The following is a 23,620-nucleotide window of genomic DNA, read 5'->3' as shown; positions in this document are numbered from 1 at the left end:
AAACAAACAATCCCCTATTTTTCAATAGAGGATTGTCTTACGATATTTGGAGGCAATTTACCTATAAATCATACTCCGTTCAACTGAGCAAAGCTCAGTATACTCTACGAACTAGGACTTGATGCCGAAACAATTCTAGTCCTAAGCCTTTCTAGACAGATTGACGAAGGTAGAACTGAAGTTCACCAAGGAAATCTAACGACGAAAGACGACAGAATAGGATTATTTCAAACGACCTGGACGTTCTTTGTAACCGTAGTAGGCGTCTTCGATGATTTCTTGCATGTGGTCAACCATTGCTAGACGTGGGTTAGCTGGTGTACATTGGTCTTCGTAGGCAAGAAGAGCCAATTCGCGAGAGTGTTCTTTAAGTTCTTTCTCGTCGATACCTTGTGCTTTCAAGTTCATTTGGATACCGATACGTTCACCGAGGTCGTAAACTGCTTGTGCGTATGCAGCAACAGCTTCTTCTGGTGTTGAACATGGCAAGCCTAGAAGACGAGCGATGTCTTGGTATTTTTCATCTGCTTTATAGTAGTTGTACTTAGGCCATGTAGCTGTCTTAGCTGGACGAGTACCGTTGTAGCGGATAACGTATGGAAGCAAGATAGCGTTTGTACGACCGTGAACAGTATGGAAACGTCCACCAATCTTATGAGCCATTGAGTGAGAAATACCTAGGAATGCGTTGGCGAAGGCCATACCTGCCATAGTTGATGCGTTGTGCATTTTCTCACGTGATACAAAGTCAGCATTCTTCACTGAGCTTTCAAGGTTTTCAAATACTAGTTTGATAGCTTGAAGTGCTAAACCATCTGTAAAGTCGTTTGCCACTGTTGAAACGTATGCTTCTGTAGCGTGAGTCAATACGTCCATACCAGTATCTGCTGTAACGTGTGCAGGTACTGTCAATACGAGTGCTGGGTCAACGATTGCCACAGTTGGTGTCAATGAGTAGTCAGCGATTGGGTATTTACGGTTGTTTGCTTTATCAGAGATTACGGCGAACGGTGTTACTTCTGAACCTGTACCTGATGTAGTTGGAATCGCGATAAACTTAGATTTCTTACCAAGTTCTGGGAACTTGAAGGCACGTTTACGGATATCCATGAATTTTTGAACTAGGTCATGGAAGTCAACTGTTGGTTGTTCGTAGAAGAGCCACATAACTTTGGCAGCATCCATTGGTGAACCACCACCGAGTGCGATGATTGTATCTGGTTTGAAGGTACGCATCAATTCTGTACCTTTATAAACTGTTGTGATGTCTGGATCTGGCTCAACGTCTGAGAAGATTTGGTAAACAACTTTATTACGACGAAGGTCCAATTGTTCGATGATACGATCTAGGAATCCAAGTTCTACCATGGCACGGTCTGTAACGATCATGACACGTTCAACGTCACGACATTTTTGGAGATATTGGATAGAATCACGTTCGAAGTATGTTTTAGAAGGAACTTTAAACCATTGCATATTATTTCTACGTCTTCCTACTTTCTTGATGTTGAGCAAGTTCATAGCACTTACGTTATCACTGATTGAGTTGCGTCCGTAAGAACCACAACCAAGTGTCAATGATGGCAAGAATGCGTTGTAAACATCACCGATACCACCGAAAGTAGATGGAGAGTTCCAAATAACACGGATAGCACGTACGATTGTACCAAACTCTTTCGCCAATTCTGCGTCTTCCGTATGAATAGCTGCAGAGTGACCGAGACCGTGGAATTCAACCATTTGGCGAGCCGCTTCAAGACCTTCTGCACGACCGTCAACTTTCAAGACGGCAATAACAGGTGACAATTTCTCACGAGTCAATGGTTCTTTTTCACCGATTTCAGCAACCTCAGCTGCCAAGATGTTTGTACCTTCTGGTACTGAGAAGCCAGCCTGCTCAGCAATCCATGCAGCTGGGCGACCAACGATGTCTGCGTTCAATTTACCTTCTGCACAGTTTTTGCTGTTAGCTTTCACACCGAAGCAGTATTCTTCAAGAAGAGCTTTTTCTTTCTTATTAACGAAGTAAGTTTTGTAAGACTTGAATTCTGCTACAAACTCATCGTAAACTTCTTTATCAATGATAACTGCTTGTTCTGACGCACAGACCATACCGTTGTCAAATGACTTAGACATAACGATGTCGTGTGCTGCCTGACGGATATTTGCTGATTTTTCAACATAGGCTGGAACGTTACCTGCACCTACACCAAGGGCAGGTTTACCACAAGAGTAAGCTGCACGCACCATTGCGTTACCACCAGTTGCAAGTATTGTTGCAATACCATCATGTTTCATCAACTCAGACGTTGCTTCCATAGATGGTTTTGTTACCCACTGGATACAGTTTTCAGGGGCACCAGCTGCTACTGCTGCTTCATAGACAACACGAGCTGCATGAGCAGAAGATTCTTGTGCAGATGGGTGGAAGGCAAAGACAATTGGATTACGTGTCTTCAAGGCAATCAATGATTTAAAGATTGCTGTAGAAGTTGGGTTTGTTGTTGGTGTGATACCACAAACAACACCAACCGGCTCAGCAATCAAAGTCAAACCTGTCACTTCATCTTCTTCGATAACACCAACAGTTTTCGTGTGGCGCATGTTATTGACAACGTGCTCACAGGCAAACAAGTTCTTAGTAGCCTTGTCTTCGAATACACCACGCTTGGTTTCTTCAAAGGCGTGCATTGCCAATTCACCGTGTTTATCAAGGGCTGCAACCGAAGCTTTCGCTACAATATAGTCTACTTCTTCTTGACCAAGTTTACGGAACTCATCAAGAGCAACCAAACCTTTTTGAACAAGCTCATCGACGTGCTTGCGCGCTTCTACCAACTTTTCTTCTGGTGATACTACTTTTTTATCAGCCATTGTGTTCCTCCAAATATACTCGCTAACTATTTGTTAACTTTTTCACAATATTATTCTACTATTTTTTATTTTATTTGTAAAGAGAAATTGTTAATTTTTTCACATTTTTTCTGTTTTGTTGTAGAAAACGCTTACTTTTTCTTGTTTTCAGAAAACATTCAGATTTGTTTCTGCTTCGTTTGGTCAAAAAATACATAAAGTAAGACAAATCTTTATCATTTATTCTTTCTCTAACATTTACGATACTAGTTTACCAAGAAAACGCTTCCAAGTAAATAGATTTTTTTGAAAATATTGTAGTAATTACGTGATAATTTTCAATTTCATATTCATTTGTCCCTTCTTTTCTACTCTTGCATTTTTGTCTACATTGTGATATTCTTAACAATATAAAACAACTATATTAACACATCCAAAAATGTACATAAAATATTAAAACAGGAGGTCTGCTTATGAAAGCAGTCGTTGTAAATCCAGAATCTACTGGTGTTGTCGTTGTCGATAAGGAACTTCGTCCACTCGAAGCTGGTGAGGCTTTGGTCCAAATTGAGTACTGTGGTGTTTGTCACACTGACCTCCACGTTGCCAATGGTGATTTTGGTAAGGTTCCTGGTCGCGTGCTTGGTCACGAAGGAATCGGTATTGTTACAGAAATCGCACCTGGTGTTACCAGTCTAAAAGTTGGTGATCGTGTCAGCGTTGCTTGGTTCTTCCAAGGCTGTGGCATGTGTGAATATTGTACAACCGGTCGCGAAACTCTCTGCCGTACCGTAAAAAATGCAGGCTACTCTGTTGACGGTGGTATGGCTGAGCAATGTATTGTAACAGCAGACTATGCAGTAAAAGTTCCAGAAGGTCTTGATCCAGCTCAAGCAAGTTCGATCACTTGTGCTGGCGTTACTTGCTACAAAGCGATTAAAGAAGCTCACTTGGAACCAGGTCAATGGATCGCTATCTATGGTGCTGGTGGACTCGGAAACCTTGCTGTACAATACGCTAAAAAAGTCTTCAACGCTCATGTTATCGCTGTAGACATTAATAATGACAAATTGGAACTCGCCAAAGAAGTTGGTGCAGATGTGACGATCAACGGACTTGAAGTAGAAGATGTTCCTGGATATATTAAAGAAATTACTGGTGGCGGTGTACACTCTACTGTTGTAACAGCTGTTTCCAAAGTAGCCTTCAACCAAGCTATTGACAGTGTTCGTGCTGGTGGATATGTAGTAGCTGTAGGACTTCCATCTGAATACATGGACCTCAGTATCGTGAAGACTGTGCTAGACGGTATCAAGGTAGTCGGCTCACTGGTGGGTACTCGTAAAGATTTAGAAGAGGCCTTCCACTTCGGTGCTATGGGACTAGTTGTTCCAGTCGTTCAAAAACGTCCTGTCGAAGATGCTGAAGCAGTCTTTGATGAAATGGCAGCAGGAACTATCCAAGGTCGCATGGTCTTAGACTTCTGCCACTCACACTAATGCGTTCTCCACTATTTTCAAGAAGTGATTATCCAATCGCTTCTTTTTTTGCTTTCTAAAATAAAAAAGAAGCAGCCTAGACTACTACTTCTCCAATTCTTCTAAAATACTTGCAAAATCTGTTTTGAGTGTTTCCAAGTTTGTTTCAACTTGACTGCGAGTTTGGTTATTTTTAACCACAACCTGTCCAGATTCGATTTCGCTACCACCTAGGGTAATGATGGCCTTAGCTCCAAAAACATCTGCTGATTTAAACTGAGCCTTGAGCTTGCGGTCAAGGTAATCTCGCTCTGCTCGGAAGCCTTGCTTGCGGATGGCTTGAACCAACTCAAGCGCTCCGCCATTGGCCTCCTGACCTAAAACTGCGATGTAGACATCTAACTGGGTGTCGAGAGGGAGCTCGATGCCTTGCTTTTCAAGGACTAGGATGAGGCGCTCAATCCCCATACCAAAGCCGAAGGCTGGTGTTTCCGGTCCACCGAAATAGGACACCAAACCGTCGTAACGACCGCCGGCACAGATGGTCAGGTCGTTGCCACCTACCTCGGTCATAAACTCGAAAATAGTATGGTTATAGTAGTCCAAACCACGCACCATGTTGGTGTCAATCACATAAGCAATGCCTAAACTGTCCAACATAGTCTTAACCGCTTCAAAGTGAGCAGTACTTTCTTCATCTAGATAGTCCAAGATGGATGGTGCATTTTCCACTGCGACCTTGTCTTCTTTTTCCTTGGAATCCAACACACGCAAAGGATTTTCTTCTAGACGGCGCTGGCTGTCCTTAGATAACTGGTCTTTGAGCGGTGTCAGGTAGTCAATCAAAGCCTGGCGATAGGCGGCACGACTCTCTGGGTTGCCCAGACTGTTGAGGTGGAGGCGGATGTCCTTGATCCCCAACTCTTCAAAGAAGTGATAGGCCATAGCAATGGTTTCTACGTCTGTCGCTGGGTTATTGGAACCAAAGCACTCCACACCAATCTGGTGGAACTGACGGAGACGACCTGCCTGCGGACGCTCATAGCGGAACATTGGACCCATGTAATAGAACTTAGCTGGCTTTTGCACTTCTGGAGCAAAGAGCTTGTTTTCTACATAAGAACGAACAACGGGTGCCGTACCTTCTGGACGGAGGGTGATATGACGCTCTCCCTTGTCATAGAAATCGTACATCTCCTTGGTCACAATGTCTGTCGTATCGCCAACCGAACGGCTGATCACCTCATAATGCTCGAAGATCGGTGTGCGAATCTCAGCGTAATTGTATTGCTTGAAAATGCTGCGGGTAAAGTTTTCCACATACTGCCATTTGGCAGAATCCTGCGGTAGTAAATCCTGTGTTCCTTTAGGTTTTTGTAGTTTCATAATAAAGTGTATAAAGCCAACTTATATCGCTCGAAGTTGTGCTTCTTCCTTTCCAAATTAAGTCATAAGGGCTCAAACTCTACCAGTCGAGCCTTGCAATCCTCCTTATTTTACCATAAATGCTCTGCTATTTTCCAAAAAAGTGAAAAAAATCTGTCAAGTAACTTTACTTTACAAAAAACTTTTGTTATACTGTTAAAGTTGGCGAAAGTCATACGCACTATTTTAGATTTAAAAGGGGCTTGGCCCTGACATTTAATGGAGGAAGAAAGAAATGGCAGTACCTGCACGTCGCACTTCAAAAGCGAAGAAAAACAAACGTCGTACTCACTATAAAGTAGCAGCTCCAACTGTGAAATTTGATGAAACTACTGGAGATTACTCACGTTCACACCGTGTATCTTTGAAAGGATACTACAAAGGACGTAAAATCGCTAAGGCTGCTTCAGCTGAATAATAGAAGGGAGATACCATGCGCGTAAATATTACACTTGAACACAAAGAATCTGGTGAGCGTTTGTACCTTACTTCAAAAAACAAACGTAACACTCCAGACCGTCTTCAATTGAAAAAATACTCACCAAAATTGCGTAAGCACGTGATTTTTACTGAGGTGAAATAGGGATTCACTACACGTCAATAGACGGTAGAAACCTTGATTTAATGCGATTTTTGAAATATTGAATTTCATTACATTGCAGTACAAATCAGTCGAACCACTACCTTTTTCACTACCTTTTTTGAAATAAGATTTTGATTCGGATAAGTAAAAATAAACCCCACTGGCTAATTAAAATCAGTGGGGTTTTTGAGTGTTTTCCGTAGAATATTCAAACTACTTAACTAACCTAGTTACTCAATAATAATATCAAAATATTTTCTATCAACTTCTTTTGGAGCGACGTAACTAATATTTCGTTTGGCATTGAATATATCAGATTCTTCCAGTGATGTAGAGAGTCCGCTCCATGGCTCTAAAGCGATAAAGGGACTCTGATTTGTAGTTGACCAAATCACTAAATATGGAAAATCATCAAATGCAATCGAAAGTTTTTTCTGATGGTTTTTGGATTTCAAGGTTACCTTTCGCGATGCTAATTGATCCAATGTTATGGCATCATGCTCAAACAGTTGATAGGACAAGTCCAAGGTCTTTCGATTTTCCAAGAATGGACGGCGATCTCGCAGATCAAGTAAGCCAGTTTCTGGAAAACTTCTTGGAACTGTACAAGATTCTACTTTTTCAAATTCTAAATAATAGTCTTCATAACTCTCACCATCCAACAAAGGACAATTAAAACCTGGGTGACCCCCAATAAAGTAAGGTAGCTTTCTATGTCCTTCAAGATTTTTCACCTGATATTCAGTTCGAATTGTATTGCCAAATAGTAAGTAGTTAATGGAAAGTTCAAATTCAAATGGGTAAATTTTTACGGTTTCTTCATTTGATGAAATAGAAAATTCCACAGAATTTTCAGTTATTCTTACATTTTTGAACATCATTTTTCTCACAAGTCCATGCCTTGGAATTGTGCCTGTAAATGTCGGTCTTTCTGCCGGTTCATAGATAGCCCAATCATTTCGTAAACTTCCGCAAATCGGAAATAGAACTGGTGCTTGACCGCTCCAATAGGTCGGATCTCCTTGCCAAAGATACTCGACACCATCATTGTCTTTTATCGAAGCAATTTGCCCACCTAATTCAGAAAATTGTACTGTTAAGTTCTCATTCTTTAATTCGAACATAAAAACTGCCTCCCTTATATGAAAACAAGGACGCTAACTTGAGCTAGACATCCTTGTATTATTTTTATTCAATAACCTGTGTTTCTGCTACTTTTTTATACCAATAAGCACTTTTCTTTGGATAACGTTCTTGGGTCTCAAAGTCAACATAGAACAAACCATATCGTTTCTCGTAACCATTTGACCAAGAAAATACATCCATCAAGGACCAGATGAAATACCCTTTAACATTGGCACCATCTGAGATAGCATCTGAAATCACTTCTAAATGCTTTTTCACATAATCAATTCGACCATCGTCATAGACTGTACCATCTACAAATTCATCTTTATAACCTAGACCATTTTCAGTGATGTAGATTTTTTTATAGTTTGGATAGTCATTTTTCACACGCATAATTTGGTCATAAAGACCTTGTGGGTAGATAATCCAATCCCAGTCCGTTTTTGGAATATCAACTGGGGACTCTCTACGACCAACTCCTTTGATTTGATACTTAGAACTTCCCTTTTCACCTTTACCATTATGGATAATTTCAGTTTCTCCATCATGAGCTCTCATCCAATCACTCATATAGTAATTGATGCCCAAGAAGTCGTTCAAATCTTTTGCAGCATCTAAGGCCGCGAAGTCTTCATCACGAAGGTCTAATTCCCCACCATTTACTTTCAGAATATGGCGAACACCTTCAAGTGTTTTTTCAGAATAGTAACCCAAGTATGTTGCATCTAGGATAAATTTATTGTGAATAATATCTTCAAGTTCCGCTGCACGGACATCGTCTGGATTAGTTGGATCATAAGGATATTTCGTTGGCAATGCATGTACAACACCAATTTCTCCGCTATAACCAGCATCCTTATAGAGCTTAACTGTCTTGGCATGTGAAACCATCATATTGTGATGAGATTGGAATACTTTAGCTAAATCATACTGAATACCTGGTGGGAACTTCCCAACAAGATACTGACCGTCACCAATTGGGCCGATTTCATTAAATGTCGTCCAGTAATTAACTTCAGGGAATTCTTTGAAGCAAAATGCTGCGTAATTGACAAAGTGTTCAATGTTATCTCGATTTAGAAAGTCACCATTAGAATGAAGCGTTTCTGGTGTATCAAAATGGTGAAGCGTTACAAATGGTTCTACGTGACGTTTATGGCATTCCGCAAATAATTTATGGTAAAACTCTACTCCCTTTTGGTTCACCTCTCCAAAGCCTGTTGGAAAGATACGAGACCAAGCAATCGAAATGCGAATGCCATTTATCCCAAATTGTTCACTTAGTTCTAAATCAACTGGGTAACGGTTATAAAAATCAGAAGCTGGTTCCGCAGTGTACCAGTAATTATCTTCTAGATACTTATCCCATGCAACACGACCTTTTCTATCTGTCTTTGTGGCACCCTCTGCTTGATATGCAGCAGTTGCTCCACCAAATATAAAATCTTTTGGTAATGTTTTAACCATATGCCTACCTTCTTCTATATAAAACTAAAGTCTTTTGGTTTGCTTTTAGTACTAGGCAACGAGATGCAGGCTGTACTAGAGTACGGCAAAGCGAGTTCAAACAATCCAGTGGAGTGTTTGAAATGGGAAATAAGGAAACGGAGTTTCCTCTTACGTCGAAGTAATAAAAGATAAACCAAATGACGATAAAAGGGGGAGGAGTTGGAGATTATAACTCCCTCCCCTTTTGATTAAGAACCTGTATTCACAAGTGAAGTGCTTGTATATAAGAGATAGTTTTTCGCTAATCAAGGCAGTTTTTTGAGGGAATACTGACTGTATTTTGAAAAAAACTAACGATGAGTAGCTGAAAAACTAGCCTTAGATGGAAGTGCTGAACTGTGAATACAGGTTCTAGAACTGTTGTTTGACAAAGTCAAGAGCACCTTGACCATCACGTGTGAGTTTAATGTATTGAGCCCCTTCAGTTTTGGCAAGTTTAATGCCCAATGCATCAGTTTCTTGCTTCATATCATCGTAGTTCGATGCTACTTGAGGGGCAAGGATGACTAATTGATATTCAGGCAAAATTTCACGGTGAGCCCCATAGCTTCCTGCTGTTGCTGTGACTGGGATACCGTATTCCTTTGCAGCTTTAGTTAAAGCATTAGCAAGCAATCCACTTGTACCGCCTCCTGCACAAAGTACCAGAACGTTTGTTTGTTCAGAAATTTCGGTATCGACTGCAGCTTTTTCAAGAATAGCATCTGCTTTGGCAGTATTGAAGTTAGCTGCCACTTTCTCCTTCAAGCTATTTTCAACTTTCCCTGATTGTTCCTCAGCAAGAATTTGCTCATCGTAAACTTTCAAGAATGGATAATAGATAAGAACATCGACAACGACCAACAAGACAGCTAGTGCAAAGGCAAGTGGAGCAAAGTTTGTTCCCATGATAATTCCCAACGGTCCTGGAGTTGTCCATGGTAAGTTGACACTGAAACTGTTCATTTTTAGCGTATCAACAAAGAATTTGAAAATCCATACGTTAGCAATTGGTGCTAAAATAAATGGCACAAAGAATACTGGGTTAAGTACGAGTGGTGCACCGAACAAGATTGGTTCATTTACACCAAAGAATGTTGGAACAACTGAAGCACGTCCGATTGCTTTGTTTCGTTTAGACTTAGTCAACCACATAAACATGAATGGCACAACCAAGGTAGCACCTGTACCACCCATTGTCACGATAAACATTTGAGTACCTGAAGTCAGGATTTTATCCGCGTGTTGACCCGCCTGCAAAAGTTGGAAGTTGGTTTCAATATTGGCATAAGTAATGGCTGCAATTGCTGGCTCAACAATTGATGGACCATGAATCCCTACAAACCAGAACAAGGCATAGGCACCAAAGATAATGGTAATACCCACATAACCATCTGCTGCTGTAAATAATGGCTCAAATAATTTCAGAATAGCCTCAGCAACGTTTGTTCCAAGGAATTGACGTGTTACAAGATCGATTCCATACAAGACAAAGATAGACAGTGCATATGGAATCACATCTTTAAATGCCTGGGATACGTTCGGTGGAACTTCATCTGGCATACGAATGGTGACATTGTTTTTCACACAGACCTTATAGATATTAACTGTAATGAAGGCTGCTAGAAAGGCTGTCAAAAGTCCTTTAGTTCCCATGTAACCATTGGCAAACCCACCTTCAATACCGTCAGAAGCCAGTAATAGGAAACCTGAAATTGAGGCAATCATGGTTGAAATGAAGTTGATTTGATTGGTTTTTGGCAATTGACGGTTAAAAGCATCTGTCAAAGATTTTGCTGTCGTTCCTGCAACTAGGACAGCTACAATCCCCATTGTGTAACCGTAAGGTTTCATGATGGCCGCAACTGCTTCATCAGACCAAGTAAATCCAAAGATATTCGGCACGAAAGCTACCAATAGGAAGATACTTGAGAACAAAATAACTGGCATGGCTGCGATAAAACCATCACGGATAGCCCTTAAATAAGGGTTTCTCGAAATCTTTTCAAAGAAAGGCTTCCCTTTCTCAATGAATTCAATCAATTTATTCATTACTTATCACCTCGTTTATAAAGTTCAATCATATGACTCATCATGTCTTTCAATAACAATGTTGTCATGAGATGGTCTTGACCATGCATAAGTGTCACACTAAAGGCTAAATCCTCACCAGCCGCTTCTTTTTGCAACAAGCTAGTCTGAGCATGATGGGCTTCAACAATACAAGCATTGGCAGCTTCAACTAGTTCTTCTGCTTTTACATAATCACCTTTTTGAGCAGCAGCCAATGCCTCCATCAATCGAGAACGTGCATCTCCAGCGAACGCAACAATCTCAAAACCTAATAACGTAATTTCTTCTCTGTTCATAATATGAACCTCCTTTTAAAATTGAATTGATTTACAATAACCGTTGAATATGTAATACAATATAGAACCTTTCACTGTCATTTACAGGTTCATCAACCAATGATGTAATCATCTCAAAAATCTGACTACCTATTTGGTAAGCTCTTGGATTCTGGAGCTTGATATATTGTTCCAAACTAGCAATCGATTCATTTGACTGATGGGATCGATCTAAGTAATTCAGAAAATAGGACAGATGAATCATAAAACGATCATAAAAATTGCTATTTTCTTTTGTGCGCTTAATCCCATTCTCCGTTAGAATTTGTTCAACATCTGTTATAATTTTTTTGCTGATGTCCTGTTCTTCACTTGTGGGATGAATGGTTTCCCCCTTTGCATTAATCAAGTGAAGTGCAATTCTACCAATCTCATCATTCGGAAAATCTTTTAGCAACTTTTCACGAAACATAGCTAAGGCTTCACGCGCCATTTTATATTCCAAGGGATATTCGGCTGAAATATTGGGTAGCTTACTTTCTTGATAAGTATTCTTCAAAACCGCCTGATAGGCACAATAGATATGATCTGTCAGTGTTACATATAGATATTCTTGTACAGGGTAATGATACGTTGCTACGAGATGATTGATAACCGTGTAGGTTGCTGAAATAAAATCTAAGGGTATATCTTTTAATAAGGTTAGAAAATTTTCTTTGGCCTCATCATTTTTTAGCGAAAAGATGTTTTCTATCTTATCCTTAACGATTAAATCCCCTTTCTTCTTTTGAAAGGTTATACCTAATCCCATCACGACTGCCTGTTCCCCGTGTTCATTCTTCACCAGAGCAGCGTTATTATTTAGTGACTGTATAATCCTAAACATAAATCCCTCCTATATTTTTAAGCAAAAAAAGACTACAAACAAACCGAGAATATCCTACTCTCAAATCCATTTGTAGTCTTGCCTAATCGAATTAGTTACAATCCACTCTATTCTTTCTGATGAGATTATTATAGCATATTCTCAGAAAATGTAAACCCTTTCTTTAAAAAAATGGTTATTTTTTATAAAATTTTTCTACCCAGGATGTTGCAGTTTGAGACAAGACTGCATCAAGCCCTTCAATATTTTCACGACCAACAGTTCGTAACCATTCACGTGCTGCTTCTTCTCCTTGTTCGATGTAAACTGGCACAACACCTGCCCATGTTGCACGACCACAGAGAACACCGTTAAATTTAGCACCTGCTTCATGTGCAAATACTAGAGTATCTTGGAAGAGTTTTGCAGAAACACCTGCACTTAGATAAATATATGGCAAATGGGTTGATGCTTCTTGTTGACGGAAATATTCGGCTGCTTCTTCTTTTGTATAAACGACTTCCCCTGTTCCAAAGCCTTCTACAAAATTCATGTTCACAGGTACTTCTACCTTGAGAACATCTACTCCAAAACGTTCATCCGAAAAGACTTTCATAGCTTCATTTACTTTTCTAGGTTTAACTTTAGCAAACTCAAGACTAGCATTGTCTTCAATCGTTTCATCATAGCTCAAAATCTCCAAGAAGAATGGCAAACCTTCTGCCTGACATTCTGAACCTAAGCGTTCAATATAAGCATGTTTTTGAAGATTAACGTATGGATCACCATCAACGTCATAGTAAAGTAGAAACTTAATGGCATCCGCGCCCTCTTCTTTTAGTCGTTTTACAGACCACTCTACTAGGCAATCTGGCAAACGACTGGTAGAGCTGGTGTCATAGCCAGTTTTCTCATAAGCCAAAAGTAAACCACATTGTTCATTGCGGGCGCGTGAAGCTGGTAAGCCAAATTCAGGATCTAAAAGAATAGAAGAAGAAAACTGTGTTAGTTCTTCAGAAACTAGCGTTTTTAGCTCTTCCATCTGCTCCACAGTAGGTTCTTCTACCTGATGTTTCGCCATCATTTTTTTCAAGGCTCCACGTTGGTCGAAGGCAAGAGCTGAAATAACTCCTGCTTTATTGCTTACTTTTTCCATATATTTTCTTTTTTCTGCTGTAAATACCATCTTAAACCTCCTCGACTTCGATTTGAGAATACAATACTTCTGAATGTTCTAAGTTGACAAAACCTGTCTGTTCTTCCTGAGCATTTAACATGCCCAAAACATTTGCATTTTTTAGTAGTTCTTTATCAGGTAAGGCATGTGCCAAACTGGCTGCAATACCTGCAACGGTTGAATCACCCGAACCCACTGGATTGACTACATTTATTTTTGGAATTTTTACACGATAGAACTTGTCATTGTGCTTGGCAAAAGCCCCCTTTGCCCCCAATGATACGACTATCCATTCAATTCCTTGGAATAATTGACCAGATAGAACTGCTTTCAATTCTTGAATATCATCTGTGACATTTTTGCCAATTAACTGTGATAACTCTTCTGTATTCGGCTTAATAACTGTCGGCTTCTGCTGGCTTTCTAAAACTTTTTTCAGTGCCTCACCAGAACAATCCAAAACAACAGCTACGCCGCATTTTTTACAAAGTTCTACAATTTCTACATAATAATTGCTTGCAAGTCCCTTTGGCAAACTTCCTGAAATAACAACAACATCTATATTGTTCAGGATAATTTCTAGATGTTCGATAAAATTCAAGGCTTCATGTTCTTGAATAGTTGGTCCTTGTTCTAAAATCTCCGTCTGTTTGCCATCATGAAGAACCGCAATACAGTTACGTGTTTCGTTCCCAATTTCCACAAAAGAATTTTTAATATCATTTCGAGTGAGTTGTTTCTTTACATAGCTTCCAAGTTCACCACCAATAAAACCAGTAGCCACAACATCTTCACCGATTTGTTTCAAAACCCGTGTTACATTGAGCCCCTTACCACCAGCTGTTTTTTGAACTTTTTCTACTCGATTGACCGTATCCAAATGAAAGGTATCCAATTGATAGGCAATATCAACCGACGGATTTAAAGTAATCGTCAAAATCATGTGAGCCTCCTAGTCGTGGTATTCTCCACGATCCCACTTTTCAAGAAATTCTGTAAAGAACTCTGGATTAGCCTGCTCTTGATTGAGCGTTTCAACTGCAGCAATCTTTTCAATCAAGCGTTTATTTTCTTCAGTTGGTTTGTATTCTGCTTTAATGAAGGCTTCAATGATGTCGCACATAAGCAACTCACCCGTAATTTTGCCACCAAAACCAATGACGTTGGCATTTAACTCTTCCTTAGCATAAAGCGCAGAGGTCATATCACGAACCAAGGCTGATCGAATTCCAGGAACCTTGTTTACAGCATTGTTGATTCCAACACCTGTTCCACAAATACAAATTCCCAAATCTGCTTGTCCGCTTGCAACAGCTTCACCAACTTTTTTACCAAAGATTGGGTAATGAGTACGAACATTGTCATAAGTCCCAAAGTCCAATACTTCATATCCTTGATTTTTCAAATAATCTACCACAGCGATTTTTTCATAGGTTACAATGTGGTCACAACCGATTGCAATTTTCATCTCTTATTCTCCTTTGTTTACAACAATTAACACATTTTATTTAGCATATCAACACGAATTTGGTGACGGCCGCCATCATACTCACCTTCAACAAATCCTTTAACGATATTTTTAGCAATTCCTTCTCCTACAATCTCACTACCGATTGTAATAATACGCGAATTGTTGTGTCCTCTTGTCATATAGGCAGAACGTTCGTCTGAAACTTCTGCAGCAATCATGCCTTTGACTTTAGTTGCGGTCATAAACGGACCAACACCATAAGCATCAATCACAATACCAAGATTTCCTTCCTCTTGATTGACTGCTGCAACTACTGCCAAAGTTGTGTCAACAAAATCACTTCCATCACTGACATCTTTAAAGTCATATGATTTTTCTTGTAAATAATCTTTAATAACGTCTTTTAGTTTTGAGCCCGCTGGATCAGCACCGATAATGATTGTCATAACCTATCTCCTAACAAAAATAGAAAGTTGTAGCCATATGTGGCAGAAAATCTTTGTTTTGCAAAACTTAGAAAAGCGTTTTCGCTTTTTATGTTTAAATTATACAACCAAACAAACATAAAGTCAACATATTTTGTTTTGTTTTTGTTTTTTTTTTCGTATATAAACAAAAAACCAACATTTTGCTGTTGGTTTTGATAACTTTATGATTTTGTTGGAATAATTTCAATGTGGTTATGTAATAATTGGTAATTTTCATCCTTTGCATTCATATCTGTCACTAGAGCAGTTACATCATTCAAATCACAAAAGGAAGTAAAATCATCTTTTCCAATTTTCGAAGCATCTAGCAGTAGATATTTTTCTAAAGAATGTTTAATAGCAATATTTTGCGTATAGGCTTCAGCTAGGGTGGAAGTCATGACATCAGTCCCCTTAAGTCCATTACCCGAAAAGAAAATCTTGCTAAATCGCATTTTTTCTAAACTTGTATTGGTAATTTCTCCTACAAACGATTCTGTCACTTGGCGATATTCTCCCCCCAGGAGAAAGACTTGAAAATCCTCTGTCTTCTTTTGAGATAAGATTGTAAAAACTGGCATACAGTTTGTGATGACAGTTAGACGAGGATTTTTAATAGCTTCAGCCAGAAAGGCAACTGTTGTTCCTGGACCTAAAAATACCGTATCTCCATCTTCTATCAGCTGTGCAGCCCTTTCTGCTATCTCTTGCTTGGCTTCCTTATTTTGAATGTGTTTCTCAGAATGGGAATATTCCCGATATTGAAAAGCCTTATTACTTCTAGCACCGCCATGGATTTTGGTTAAGACCCCCTGCTCTTCCAATTCCATAAAATCACGTCGAACGGTCATATCAGTAACATTTAGCAATTCAACAATCTCAGAAATTCTAACTGTACCTTTTTTGTTTACCAATCGTGTAATTTCTTCTAGTCGTTCTCGTTTATTCATGTTTAATCCTTTGTTCTTTTTTTACATTATATCAAAAATAAACAAGAATATGTTGGAATTTTGAACATTTGTTCGAAATTGATTGGAGGTTATTTTCTAGCATCGTTTGTTTGAAAGATGTCACATTAGTGAAAAAAGGGAAGAAGATAAGTGGACGCCTTTAAAACTATCTTAAATATTTAGCAAAATATTCTTTAAAGACATACGGTTCTAAACTCTTTTGAGAGACCTCTTTAGAAAGTTTAATGCATTCTTTTGCAGTTCCTTTTCCTGGTCGCAGATAAAATGCTCGTATCCCCTGAAGTAATTGTCCGGCACGGGAATGATACTCTTGATTTGTCATCTCATCTAAACGAATATCTACTGCGAGTGCGAATTTATTCCCATAAAGAATATCCTCTTCATATCTATGCCTAGTCATATAATCTTTAATATCATAAAGCATAGAATTCATATTTCTATAATTTGGTGTTCCTACTAACGCTCTACTCGCTCTATTTATACCGTCAACATAACTATATGCATCGTTTAGAGAATTAAAATCCCAAAACCTCTTAGAATCGAAATACTTATATTCCCTATCTAATTGTGATTTTAATGCTCGTAAAATAGATAATGCAGTACTCTTATCATTATTTTTTATTGCCATATAGGCTTCATTAACCCCATCATTATAAAAATCAATGTGTTGATTAATTTCAGAACCTAAAATACCAGTAATATCAAATTCCAACAATTCAGTGTCTAATGTAATCATACTTCCTCCTTACTAAAATCTACACATCAACGAAAGACAAAACATCAACAATATCATCTAATTCGAAGTAATCTTGTGCCTTTTCAATAATCTGTTTATCATTACTCGGCATATAAATAATTAAATTTTTCATCGCCCTAGTAATAGTGACATAAAATAATTTTCTCGTTCTATTTTGAACGTTCTCATTAGGAGAACCTTTTCCAAACAAGGTATCAAAATTATATTGATTCCATTGTCCATTATCTAATAAAACTAAAACATTCTCATATTCACTACCTTTAACCTTATGCTGCGTTATAACAGATACATATTCTCTGAGATAAGCAATACTATTTACATATTCTTGAAATGGCATTATCTTAAGTCGTGACCATAAATAATGTCCCCTACTTTCAATAAAATTAGTAAATAAGTCATCCTTTGAAATTAATCCACTTTCCTCTGCAAGTTCTATGACTTCTCCAATTGTAATATCATCAACAGAGATTTTTGTCATAACTTTAGATAAACTAATTTTATCTTCTGACGAAGTTATATTAAATTTAGTAATACGTAAGAATTCATTATGCTTACCTGTTTTATACAGCTCTAATAGCTCATAGATTAAATCTAACCTTTTAAGAATCCTATCCCTATCTGTGCCCGCTTCATATCTACTACTTAATCCATTAAATTTATAGGCTAATAAAGAATCTTTGTTAACTTTACACTTACTAATCACTTCTTCAAATGGATATGTCTTAATTTCATCGTAAAAAGCCAAAAGTTCTGGAGTAGATTTAATCACATCAATTATTAATGGGCCTCCACTTCCAACAGATATTTTAGCTTCTTCTACTAGTTCTTCAAACGTTTTTCCTTTATCAACTATCTTATCTTTATTGATTTTTTTCTTTATACCTGTAATTAATTTCACAAATAAATCAGTATTATATAATTCAAATAACTTAGAGAAACCTGCCATTTCTGCATTAAGTTTATGTGTCAGACGTAATTCTTTTGTTTTTTGGGGTGCATTAAATTCTAACTCTCTATATAGTTGACTACCTCTAAGAATTTCAAGTTGCTTAATATCACTCCCATAGACAAATTTCACTGTTCCTGGGATGATACTTCCATTATCCATATTAGGTGCTTTATCATCATTGGAGGGAGTTTGAACCAATCCATCATCTCTAAATTTATTAGCTAAATCAATAACTTTTTTAGGATTGCGACGATTTTGAGCTTTTGCTATCTTTTCTAAATTATACGAACTTAAGTCTCCTACTCCTGAGTCATAGATGGCTTGCATAGAATCTCCAAAAAATCCCACAATATTTTTCTTTGTTCTATTTTGTACATATTCCAATAAAATTTTTACAACTAACGGACTGGTATCTTGGTATTCATCTACAAAGATATAATCGGCCGTATCAATCAAAATATCGCATAACTTAGGGTATGTAGAAAACATTTTTTCAGCTAATATCAGAATATGGTCATGACTAATTTGGACGCGATTATCAATTATACTCATTGAATACCGTTCGCCATAATCTACACGAGTGTTTTCAAAATAAGCAACTGTAAGTGGATCTTCACTTGGATTGTCAAGAGGTCTAATAAATGCTTTCTGCTCATCATCATTTATTAACTCAATTAAACATAATTTGATTTCTTTTTGAAATTTTCCAATTATATACCAGATAAATTCATGAATCGTTGAGACCTTTAATTTATCATTAGTTATCCGCTCTCTAATTTCTGCAACAGCATTGTTAGTATAGGTAATACATACAATGGATTTATCTGGCTCGTCTCTTGAAATTTTTTCAATTATTACAATTAATGAATAAGTTTTTCCGCTGCCGGCTCCACCTTCAAGAATAAAATTTTGATTCCGTTCAATTGCATCAAACACTTTTTCTACTTCCGGCTCTATTGTTCTCTCAACCATAATAACCCCTCTGAAATATATTTAGGAACTTTCCAAGTATTTTTCTCATCTTCAAAATATAATAAACTGGATGCAAATGCAGATTTTTTGTTCACTTTATTCCTAGCAAATTTATAGAAATCTTCTATCTCACCATCATCAAAATTTTCTAAAGCTTCATATTCAATAAGACCATCTTTTCGTTTAATAATGAATTCTTTATTTAAACCGATAAAGGCATCCTCAAAACTAGCAGGCTGATAACCGTTGTCATCTTCAGGAATTTGATATGCAATTCGAAAATTCCCAATGCATTTTTCATCTTTTTGTTTTTCAGCCACTAATTCAAATTGAGTCTTTGCATCAGATTTCAAATTATCTTTTCCAAAAAAATCTATGATAGAGTTATTACTAATATGAGTACCGTCTATAGGAGCACAAGATTTATTAACAGTACGCACTCTTCCATTTTTATCCGTTATTTCTTCTTCCTTCGTACTGTCTATGTCCGTAATAATTAGTACTTTAATTCCTAAAAATTCAAATAGTTTCCTAAATACTTGTGAATGAGCACCTGTTTCAATGATTGAAATGTTTTGAGAAAGTAATGGCATTATATTTGAATTTTGTTTTATCGGATTAGCTATATCCACCTTTTGCATCATCGTTGGCAGTAAAATTCTTTCCGTATCACCCTCAATACAGATCACTTTATCAGCGAAAAATAATTCACTACTATTAAGAGTAAGATATTGCTTCACAAATTTATATCCAAGTCTATCTATACCATATTCTTCTTTTAAAGAATTAAAAGCCTTTGCTGTGGCAGTACCATTATTGCGCTTAAAATAAATTAAATCATTAAAATCACAATCAGATACAATATGCGATGAGTGAGTTGTAATTAAAGACTGGATGTCGTATGTATTACCTTTTCTTTTAAGCTCCTCTACATGTTCTGCTAATAAATCTTTTATATTCTTGATAAAAACATATTGCAATTGTGGGTGTGTATGCGACTCTGGCTCCTCAATATAAACCAAATTAATATCAGCAGGTTTATTTTTTATATCTGACATTAAAGTCTCAATTTCAAAAATCATTCCGTATAGATTTAAATACCCCAATCCATTATAGGTTTCTGGCAACAAACTACCATCGTGTCTATAATATAGTGTTGTATTATTACTTATAATATCTTTTTCAGACAGAGACGAATAAATTGCTAGTTCTGCCTCACCATCACTTCCACCAAATCTTTTTACTCGTTCAAATACCTGAGTAAAAATCCCTTTGCTGTTACCATCCCCACTATACGCTTTGGTTAAAGCTTCATCTGCCTCTATAATTGCAGATTGAAGTAAATTTTTTGCAGCATTATCAATATCATCACCATTATTTGATTTATAAAATAGATTTGATGTTTTAGATAACGAACGGTTATTTTCCTTATTTGATACTTCGCGACTTGCACTAATTCCTTTTACTTTAATAACTTTATGAATGTCTTTCATTTCAAGTAAATCAGACTTTTCTTCCGTCAATTTTTGAGTAGCAGGATCGTACCCTAGTGAAAAAACTTGCATATCGAAAAATTCACTCATATTTTTCTTCATAAATGACTCAAAACTTGAAAAATCATCTATGAAGTCACTAATCTTGTTATTTAAGTCACGGAGTTTTTGAATAGGAATTATATACGAAAATTCAAGAATGATAAAATTATTATCAGGATTTAAATCCATCATAAATGGCTGGATGTTTTGATAAGAATCTTCTTCTGAGTACTGAATCCAAATTTGAAGGTTTATTCCTAAAATAGGCTCTAATTCCGAGTCAGGGGTATCTGAGACCTTTTTTATATTTTCAAAAATTACTTTTCTATGATGTAAATTTATATCTTCCCAGGTTAAACTAGAACTTTTATTGATTATCTTTTCCAATACAGATAAAACTGATGTTTTACCGCAATTGTTTTTTCCAACAATTAATGACAATTCACTCTTCAACTCTAAAGAAAAATCCTTCAATAGACGATAATTTTGAACATTAATTTTTTTTATTTTCATAATTTTCCTCTCTATCTCTGTTACACAACTCCCTCAACCGCTCTTGTCCCACCTTCAACATCTCTTCCTCGACTTTATTCCATTTTCCAAAGAGGCATTCTTGTAGCACTTCTGCTGCGGAACCTTCATCAGTTTCAGAATCATAGACACAAGTTTTATCTCTTTGATAAATTTGAATCTGGTCAAAGAGTTTTTCACTTTCTAACTCCCTCAAGTTATCAACCAAGTTATCAACAATCCCATCGTGGTGTTCTTTTGGTGTTGCCCTGGCCTGATTGGGATCGATGGCATAAAGCTCTTCGTAACGAATCAAGGTGCTGAGATAAGAAAGCTCTGGTTTGGTACCAATTACAGCTAAAGAAACTTGGTATCCTTTCGAAGCTAATAATTGAGCAGTCTGACGAGGAACTTGAGTGGTACGCAAAGTCCCTTCAATCAGCAAATGATAACCCTGCGTGCTGAGTTCGTCAACCAGATGCTCTACCATTTTTCCTGCAAATCCCTTGGTATAGTCCACGCTGTCCCTGCCATACTTTTCTTGCAGGGCTAAGTAATTGGGATGTTGAGAGCGGTAGCTATCACCATCGATGATAATGATATTGCCTTGAAATTCTTTTTGCTTGATACGATGAATAGTCGTCTTACCTGCTCCGCTTTGTCCACCAAGTAAGATAGCTTTCGGTTGATCTGGAATCGTCTTTCCTCGGGTTAAAGCCCGAATTGTTCGTTGTAAAGCTTTCTGAAACTCAGCCACACTAAATTCTTCCAACTTCATTAAGCCACCACCCGATGATGCACCATATCTAACATCCGCTCAATACCGTCTAAATAGCCATTGTAACGCTCGATTTCATCGAAAGTATCGACAAGGTAAATTTTCGTATTGATCAATTCAGCCAAATCATCACTCATGAGAATCCAAGGATTTGTTTCATCATCAAAAGCAATATCTTGACTATCCTGATATCTATAAAGCTGTGATAAAATGGCTGCTCCACGTTCTTTTATCACTTCTACTTTTAAAGTCAATTGGTAATCTTCAACAGGTGTTAACATCTTGTCCTCCCCTACAATATCGATATAAGAGACATTAAATTTCTGACAAATACGGTCGATAAGTTCTGTTGAAACCGTACTGGTCCCATTTTCATAACGACTCAGGCTATTGCGTGAAATCCCAACCATTTTCGCAAATTCTGGCTGTGTTAAATCGTGTGTCCGACGTAGTGACTTGATGTTGTCTCCAATCATAGATAAAGACCTCCTCATATTTGCTTTCATTATACCATAAAAAACGGATAACGCACCAAAAATGGTGCATTCTTATTTTCTTATTTTTGGGTTAGCCGTCTGCAAGCCCCCTCGGAGAGCGTTTGTAGTTTTGATGGACCACAGGACTGTCAAAACTACAAAAACGTTACTTTTTGGCAAAAAGTAACAAAAAGCTAACTGTATCTGAGAGGAATATTTTAACCTTTCCCATCCGCTGGCACAAGTTCAAGGTCTATTTTCTTGAAATTTTCATGAAAATGTTTTGCTATGTGACTGGAGGAAAAAACATGTCTAAAAAGTTTTTAGCCGAATTTATCGGTACATTTATGTTAGTCTTTATCGGGACTGGCGCTGTTGTTTTTGGTAATGGTGTAGATGGTCTTGGTCATCTTGGAATTGCATTTGCCTTTGGTCTTTCTATCGTAGCGGCTGCTTACAGTATCGGTACCGTTTCAGGTGCACACTTGAACCCTGCTGTTTCATTGGCGATGTTCATCAACAAACGTTTGAATGCACAAGAATTTGCTACTTACGTGGCTGCGCAAGTTTTGGGAGCAATCCTTGCCTCATCAACCTTGATTTTCTTCTTGTCAAATGCTGGACTTTCAACAGCAAGTTTAGGAGAAAATGGATTTACAACTGCAACTGCCGCAGGTGCTTTCTTGTTTGAAGCAATTGCAACCTTTATCTTTGTTTTGGTTATCGTTACAGTAACTTCAGCAAGCAAGGACAACGGAAAAATTGCAGGTCTTGTAATCGGTTTGACCTTAACCGTGCTCATCATCTTGGGATTGAACGTGACAGGTCTTTCAGTTAACCCAGCACGTAGCTTGGCACCAGCTCTTTTTGTAGGTGGAACCGCCCTTAGCCAGGTTTGGGTCTTTATCCTTGCTCCGCTAGTTGGTGCTGCACTTGCTACCCTAGTAGGTCAACATTTATTGGAAACTGAAAAATAAGTTCAACGTCATTTAGGATGTTAACAAAAGTCATAACCACCCGTGAAAACGGGTGGCTTGTACATCGGCTATAAGCCGTTTCTCTCCAGCGATGTCTAAAGACGTTCGCTGAACTTCGTTCAGGTTAGTGCTATAATTACTTGACTAATGCCCGTAACAACGGGCTTTTATCTTGTTCTAAAACTGCCATCTGAAAATGGATCTTCATACTCTTTGACGCTCAATTTATCAAGTGCAATGTCATTGAACAACTAATCTCCCAGATTAGTTGTTTACTCGCGAATATATTTCGCAACTGTCTTTTCGTTCAGCCCAACGGTACTAACATAGTAGCCTCTAGCCCAAAACTTTCGATTTCCATACTTATATTTCAAATTAGCGTGTTTATCAAATATCATTAGAGCACTTTTAC

The 23,620-nt window shown here is 37.8% G+C and carries 21 protein-coding genes and 1 pseudogene; 4 read left to right on the top strand and 18 right to left on the bottom strand.

The annotated features are described in order from the left end of the window. Window positions 1-222: 222 nt before the first annotated feature. A complete protein-coding gene (gene adhE, locus ODU46_RS06775; RefSeq protein WP_015646397.1) occupies window positions 223-2,874 on the bottom strand; it encodes a bifunctional acetaldehyde-CoA/alcohol dehydrogenase in 2,652 nt (883 codons plus the stop codon). A 452-nt stretch (window positions 2,875-3,326) separates the two neighbouring features. Between adhE and adhP the strand changes: the two genes are divergently transcribed. Then, entirely contained in the window at window positions 3,327-4,352 is a 1,026-nt protein-coding gene (gene adhP / locus ODU46_RS06770) for an alcohol dehydrogenase AdhP (protein WP_024408509.1), read from the top strand. An 84-nt stretch (window positions 4,353-4,436) separates the two neighbouring features. Here adhP and hisS read toward each other — a convergent pair whose 3' ends face one another. After that, window positions 4,437-5,717 carry a histidine--tRNA ligase gene (hisS, locus tag ODU46_RS06765; RefSeq protein WP_398579412.1) on the bottom strand — a complete coding sequence of 427 codons (1,281 nt, stop codon included), beginning with the start codon at window positions 5,715-5,717 and terminating at the stop codon, window positions 4,437-4,439. A gap of 274 nt (window positions 5,718-5,991) precedes the next feature. On the opposite strand from hisS, the gene rpmF reads away from it, so the two are divergent. Both rpmF and rpmG read left to right on the top strand, forming a co-directional pair. Then, window positions 5,992-6,174 (top strand): 50S ribosomal protein L32, encoded by a 183-nt coding sequence (gene rpmF, locus ODU46_RS06760; RefSeq protein ID WP_002937589.1) that lies wholly within the window; start codon window positions 5,992-5,994, stop codon window positions 6,172-6,174. A 15-nt stretch (window positions 6,175-6,189) separates the two neighbouring features. Beyond that, window positions 6,190-6,339, top strand: coding sequence for a 50S ribosomal protein L33 (rpmG, locus tag ODU46_RS06755; RefSeq protein WP_002262412.1), 150 nt, complete (start codon window positions 6,190-6,192; stop codon window positions 6,337-6,339). 230 nt (window positions 6,340-6,569) lie between these two features. Here rpmG and ODU46_RS06750 read toward each other — a convergent pair whose 3' ends face one another. The 15 genes from ODU46_RS06750 to pezA all read right to left on the bottom strand — a co-directional run bounded on the left by ODU46_RS06750 (window position 6,570) and on the right by pezA (window position 22,231). Continuing rightward, entirely contained in the window at window positions 6,570-7,463 is an 894-nt protein-coding gene (locus ODU46_RS06750; RefSeq protein ID WP_398579411.1) for an aldose 1-epimerase family protein, read from the bottom strand. 64 nt (window positions 7,464-7,527) lie between these two features. Beyond that, window positions 7,528-8,934: a 6-phospho-beta-galactosidase gene (gene lacG / locus ODU46_RS06745; RefSeq protein ID WP_398579410.1), complete on the bottom strand. Its 1,407-nt coding sequence runs from the start codon at window positions 8,932-8,934 to the stop codon at window positions 7,528-7,530. 393 nt (window positions 8,935-9,327) lie between these two features. Next, window positions 9,328-11,007, bottom strand: a complete 1,680-nt coding sequence (locus ODU46_RS06740) for a lactose-specific PTS transporter subunit EIIC (RefSeq protein ID WP_253216476.1) — start codon at window positions 11,005-11,007, stop codon at window positions 9,328-9,330. Further along, the gene (locus ODU46_RS06735; protein WP_105123011.1) at window positions 11,007-11,324 is read right to left on the bottom strand and encodes a PTS lactose/cellobiose transporter subunit IIA; all 318 of its coding nucleotides are present in this window, start codon (window positions 11,322-11,324) and stop codon (window positions 11,007-11,009) included. The genes ODU46_RS06740 and ODU46_RS06735 overlap by 1 nt, the downstream gene beginning before the upstream one ends. 31 nt (window positions 11,325-11,355) lie before the next feature. Then, the gene (locus tag ODU46_RS06730) at window positions 11,356-12,189 is read right to left on the bottom strand and encodes a PRD domain-containing protein (protein WP_336372882.1); all 834 of its coding nucleotides are present in this window, start codon (window positions 12,187-12,189) and stop codon (window positions 11,356-11,358) included. A gap of 175 nt (window positions 12,190-12,364) precedes the next feature. Continuing rightward, window positions 12,365-13,354, bottom strand: a complete 990-nt coding sequence (gene lacD, locus ODU46_RS06725; protein WP_336372883.1) for a tagatose-bisphosphate aldolase — start codon at window positions 13,352-13,354, stop codon at window positions 12,365-12,367. Between the two features lies 1 nt (window position 13,355). After that, window positions 13,356-14,288 (bottom strand): tagatose-6-phosphate kinase, encoded by a 933-nt coding sequence (locus ODU46_RS06720; protein WP_336372884.1) that lies wholly within the window; start codon window positions 14,286-14,288, stop codon window positions 13,356-13,358. 9 nt (window positions 14,289-14,297) lie between these two features. Then, window positions 14,298-14,813, bottom strand: a complete 516-nt coding sequence (gene lacB, locus ODU46_RS06715; RefSeq protein ID WP_029172311.1) for a galactose-6-phosphate isomerase subunit LacB — start codon at window positions 14,811-14,813, stop codon at window positions 14,298-14,300. Window positions 14,814-14,839: 26 nt separating this feature from the next. Continuing rightward, window positions 14,840-15,262, bottom strand: a complete 423-nt coding sequence (lacA, locus tag ODU46_RS06710) for a galactose-6-phosphate isomerase subunit LacA (protein ID WP_024384734.1) — start codon at window positions 15,260-15,262, stop codon at window positions 14,840-14,842. 203 nt (window positions 15,263-15,465) lie between these two features. Beyond that, entirely contained in the window at window positions 15,466-16,233 is a 768-nt protein-coding gene (locus ODU46_RS06705; protein WP_253217978.1) for a DeoR/GlpR family DNA-binding transcription regulator, read from the bottom strand. A gap of 166 nt (window positions 16,234-16,399) precedes the next feature. Then, a complete protein-coding gene (locus tag ODU46_RS06700; protein ID WP_074391386.1) occupies window positions 16,400-16,990 on the bottom strand; it encodes a hypothetical protein in 591 nt (196 codons plus the stop codon). Window positions 16,991-17,009: 19 nt separating this feature from the next. Further along, complete coding sequence (locus ODU46_RS06695; RefSeq protein WP_395326831.1) at window positions 17,010-18,932, bottom strand: UvrD-helicase domain-containing protein; 1,923 nt, start codon at window positions 18,930-18,932, stop codon at window positions 17,010-17,012. Then, window positions 18,914-20,980 carry an ATP-dependent endonuclease gene (locus tag ODU46_RS06690; protein WP_074391385.1) on the bottom strand — a complete coding sequence of 689 codons (2,067 nt, stop codon included), beginning with the start codon at window positions 20,978-20,980 and terminating at the stop codon, window positions 18,914-18,916. The genes ODU46_RS06695 and ODU46_RS06690 overlap by 19 nt, the downstream gene beginning before the upstream one ends. Further along, window positions 20,961-21,755 carry a type II toxin-antitoxin system toxin PezT gene (gene pezT, locus ODU46_RS06685; RefSeq protein ID WP_395326830.1) on the bottom strand — a complete coding sequence of 265 codons (795 nt, stop codon included), beginning with the start codon at window positions 21,753-21,755 and terminating at the stop codon, window positions 20,961-20,963. Before pezT ends, ODU46_RS06690 begins: the two co-directional genes overlap by 20 nt. Further along, window positions 21,755-22,231, bottom strand: coding sequence for a type II toxin-antitoxin system antitoxin PezA (gene pezA, locus ODU46_RS06680; protein WP_074391383.1), 477 nt, complete (start codon window positions 22,229-22,231; stop codon window positions 21,755-21,757). The genes pezT and pezA overlap by 1 nt, the downstream gene beginning before the upstream one ends. Before the next feature lie 308 nt (window positions 22,232-22,539). Between pezA and ODU46_RS06675 the strand changes: the two genes are divergently transcribed. Next, on the top strand, window positions 22,540-23,208 hold the full coding sequence (locus ODU46_RS06675) for an MIP/aquaporin family protein (RefSeq protein ID WP_398579409.1): 669 nt from the start codon (window positions 22,540-22,542) through the stop codon (window positions 23,206-23,208). Window positions 23,209-23,375: 167 nt separating this feature from the next. On the opposite strand, the pseudogene ODU46_RS06670 reads toward ODU46_RS06675, so the two are convergent. Next, window positions 23,376-23,620 (bottom strand): annotated as a pseudogene (locus ODU46_RS06670) (transposase); the annotation flags it as partial.

The sequence above is a fragment of the Streptococcus sp. 2020WUSS089 genome, assembly GCF_044427405.1.
Taxonomy (GTDB): domain Bacteria; phylum Bacillota; class Bacilli; order Lactobacillales; family Streptococcaceae; genus Streptococcus; species Streptococcus hashimotonensis.
This window is presented reverse-complemented; position numbering and strand designations above follow the sequence as displayed.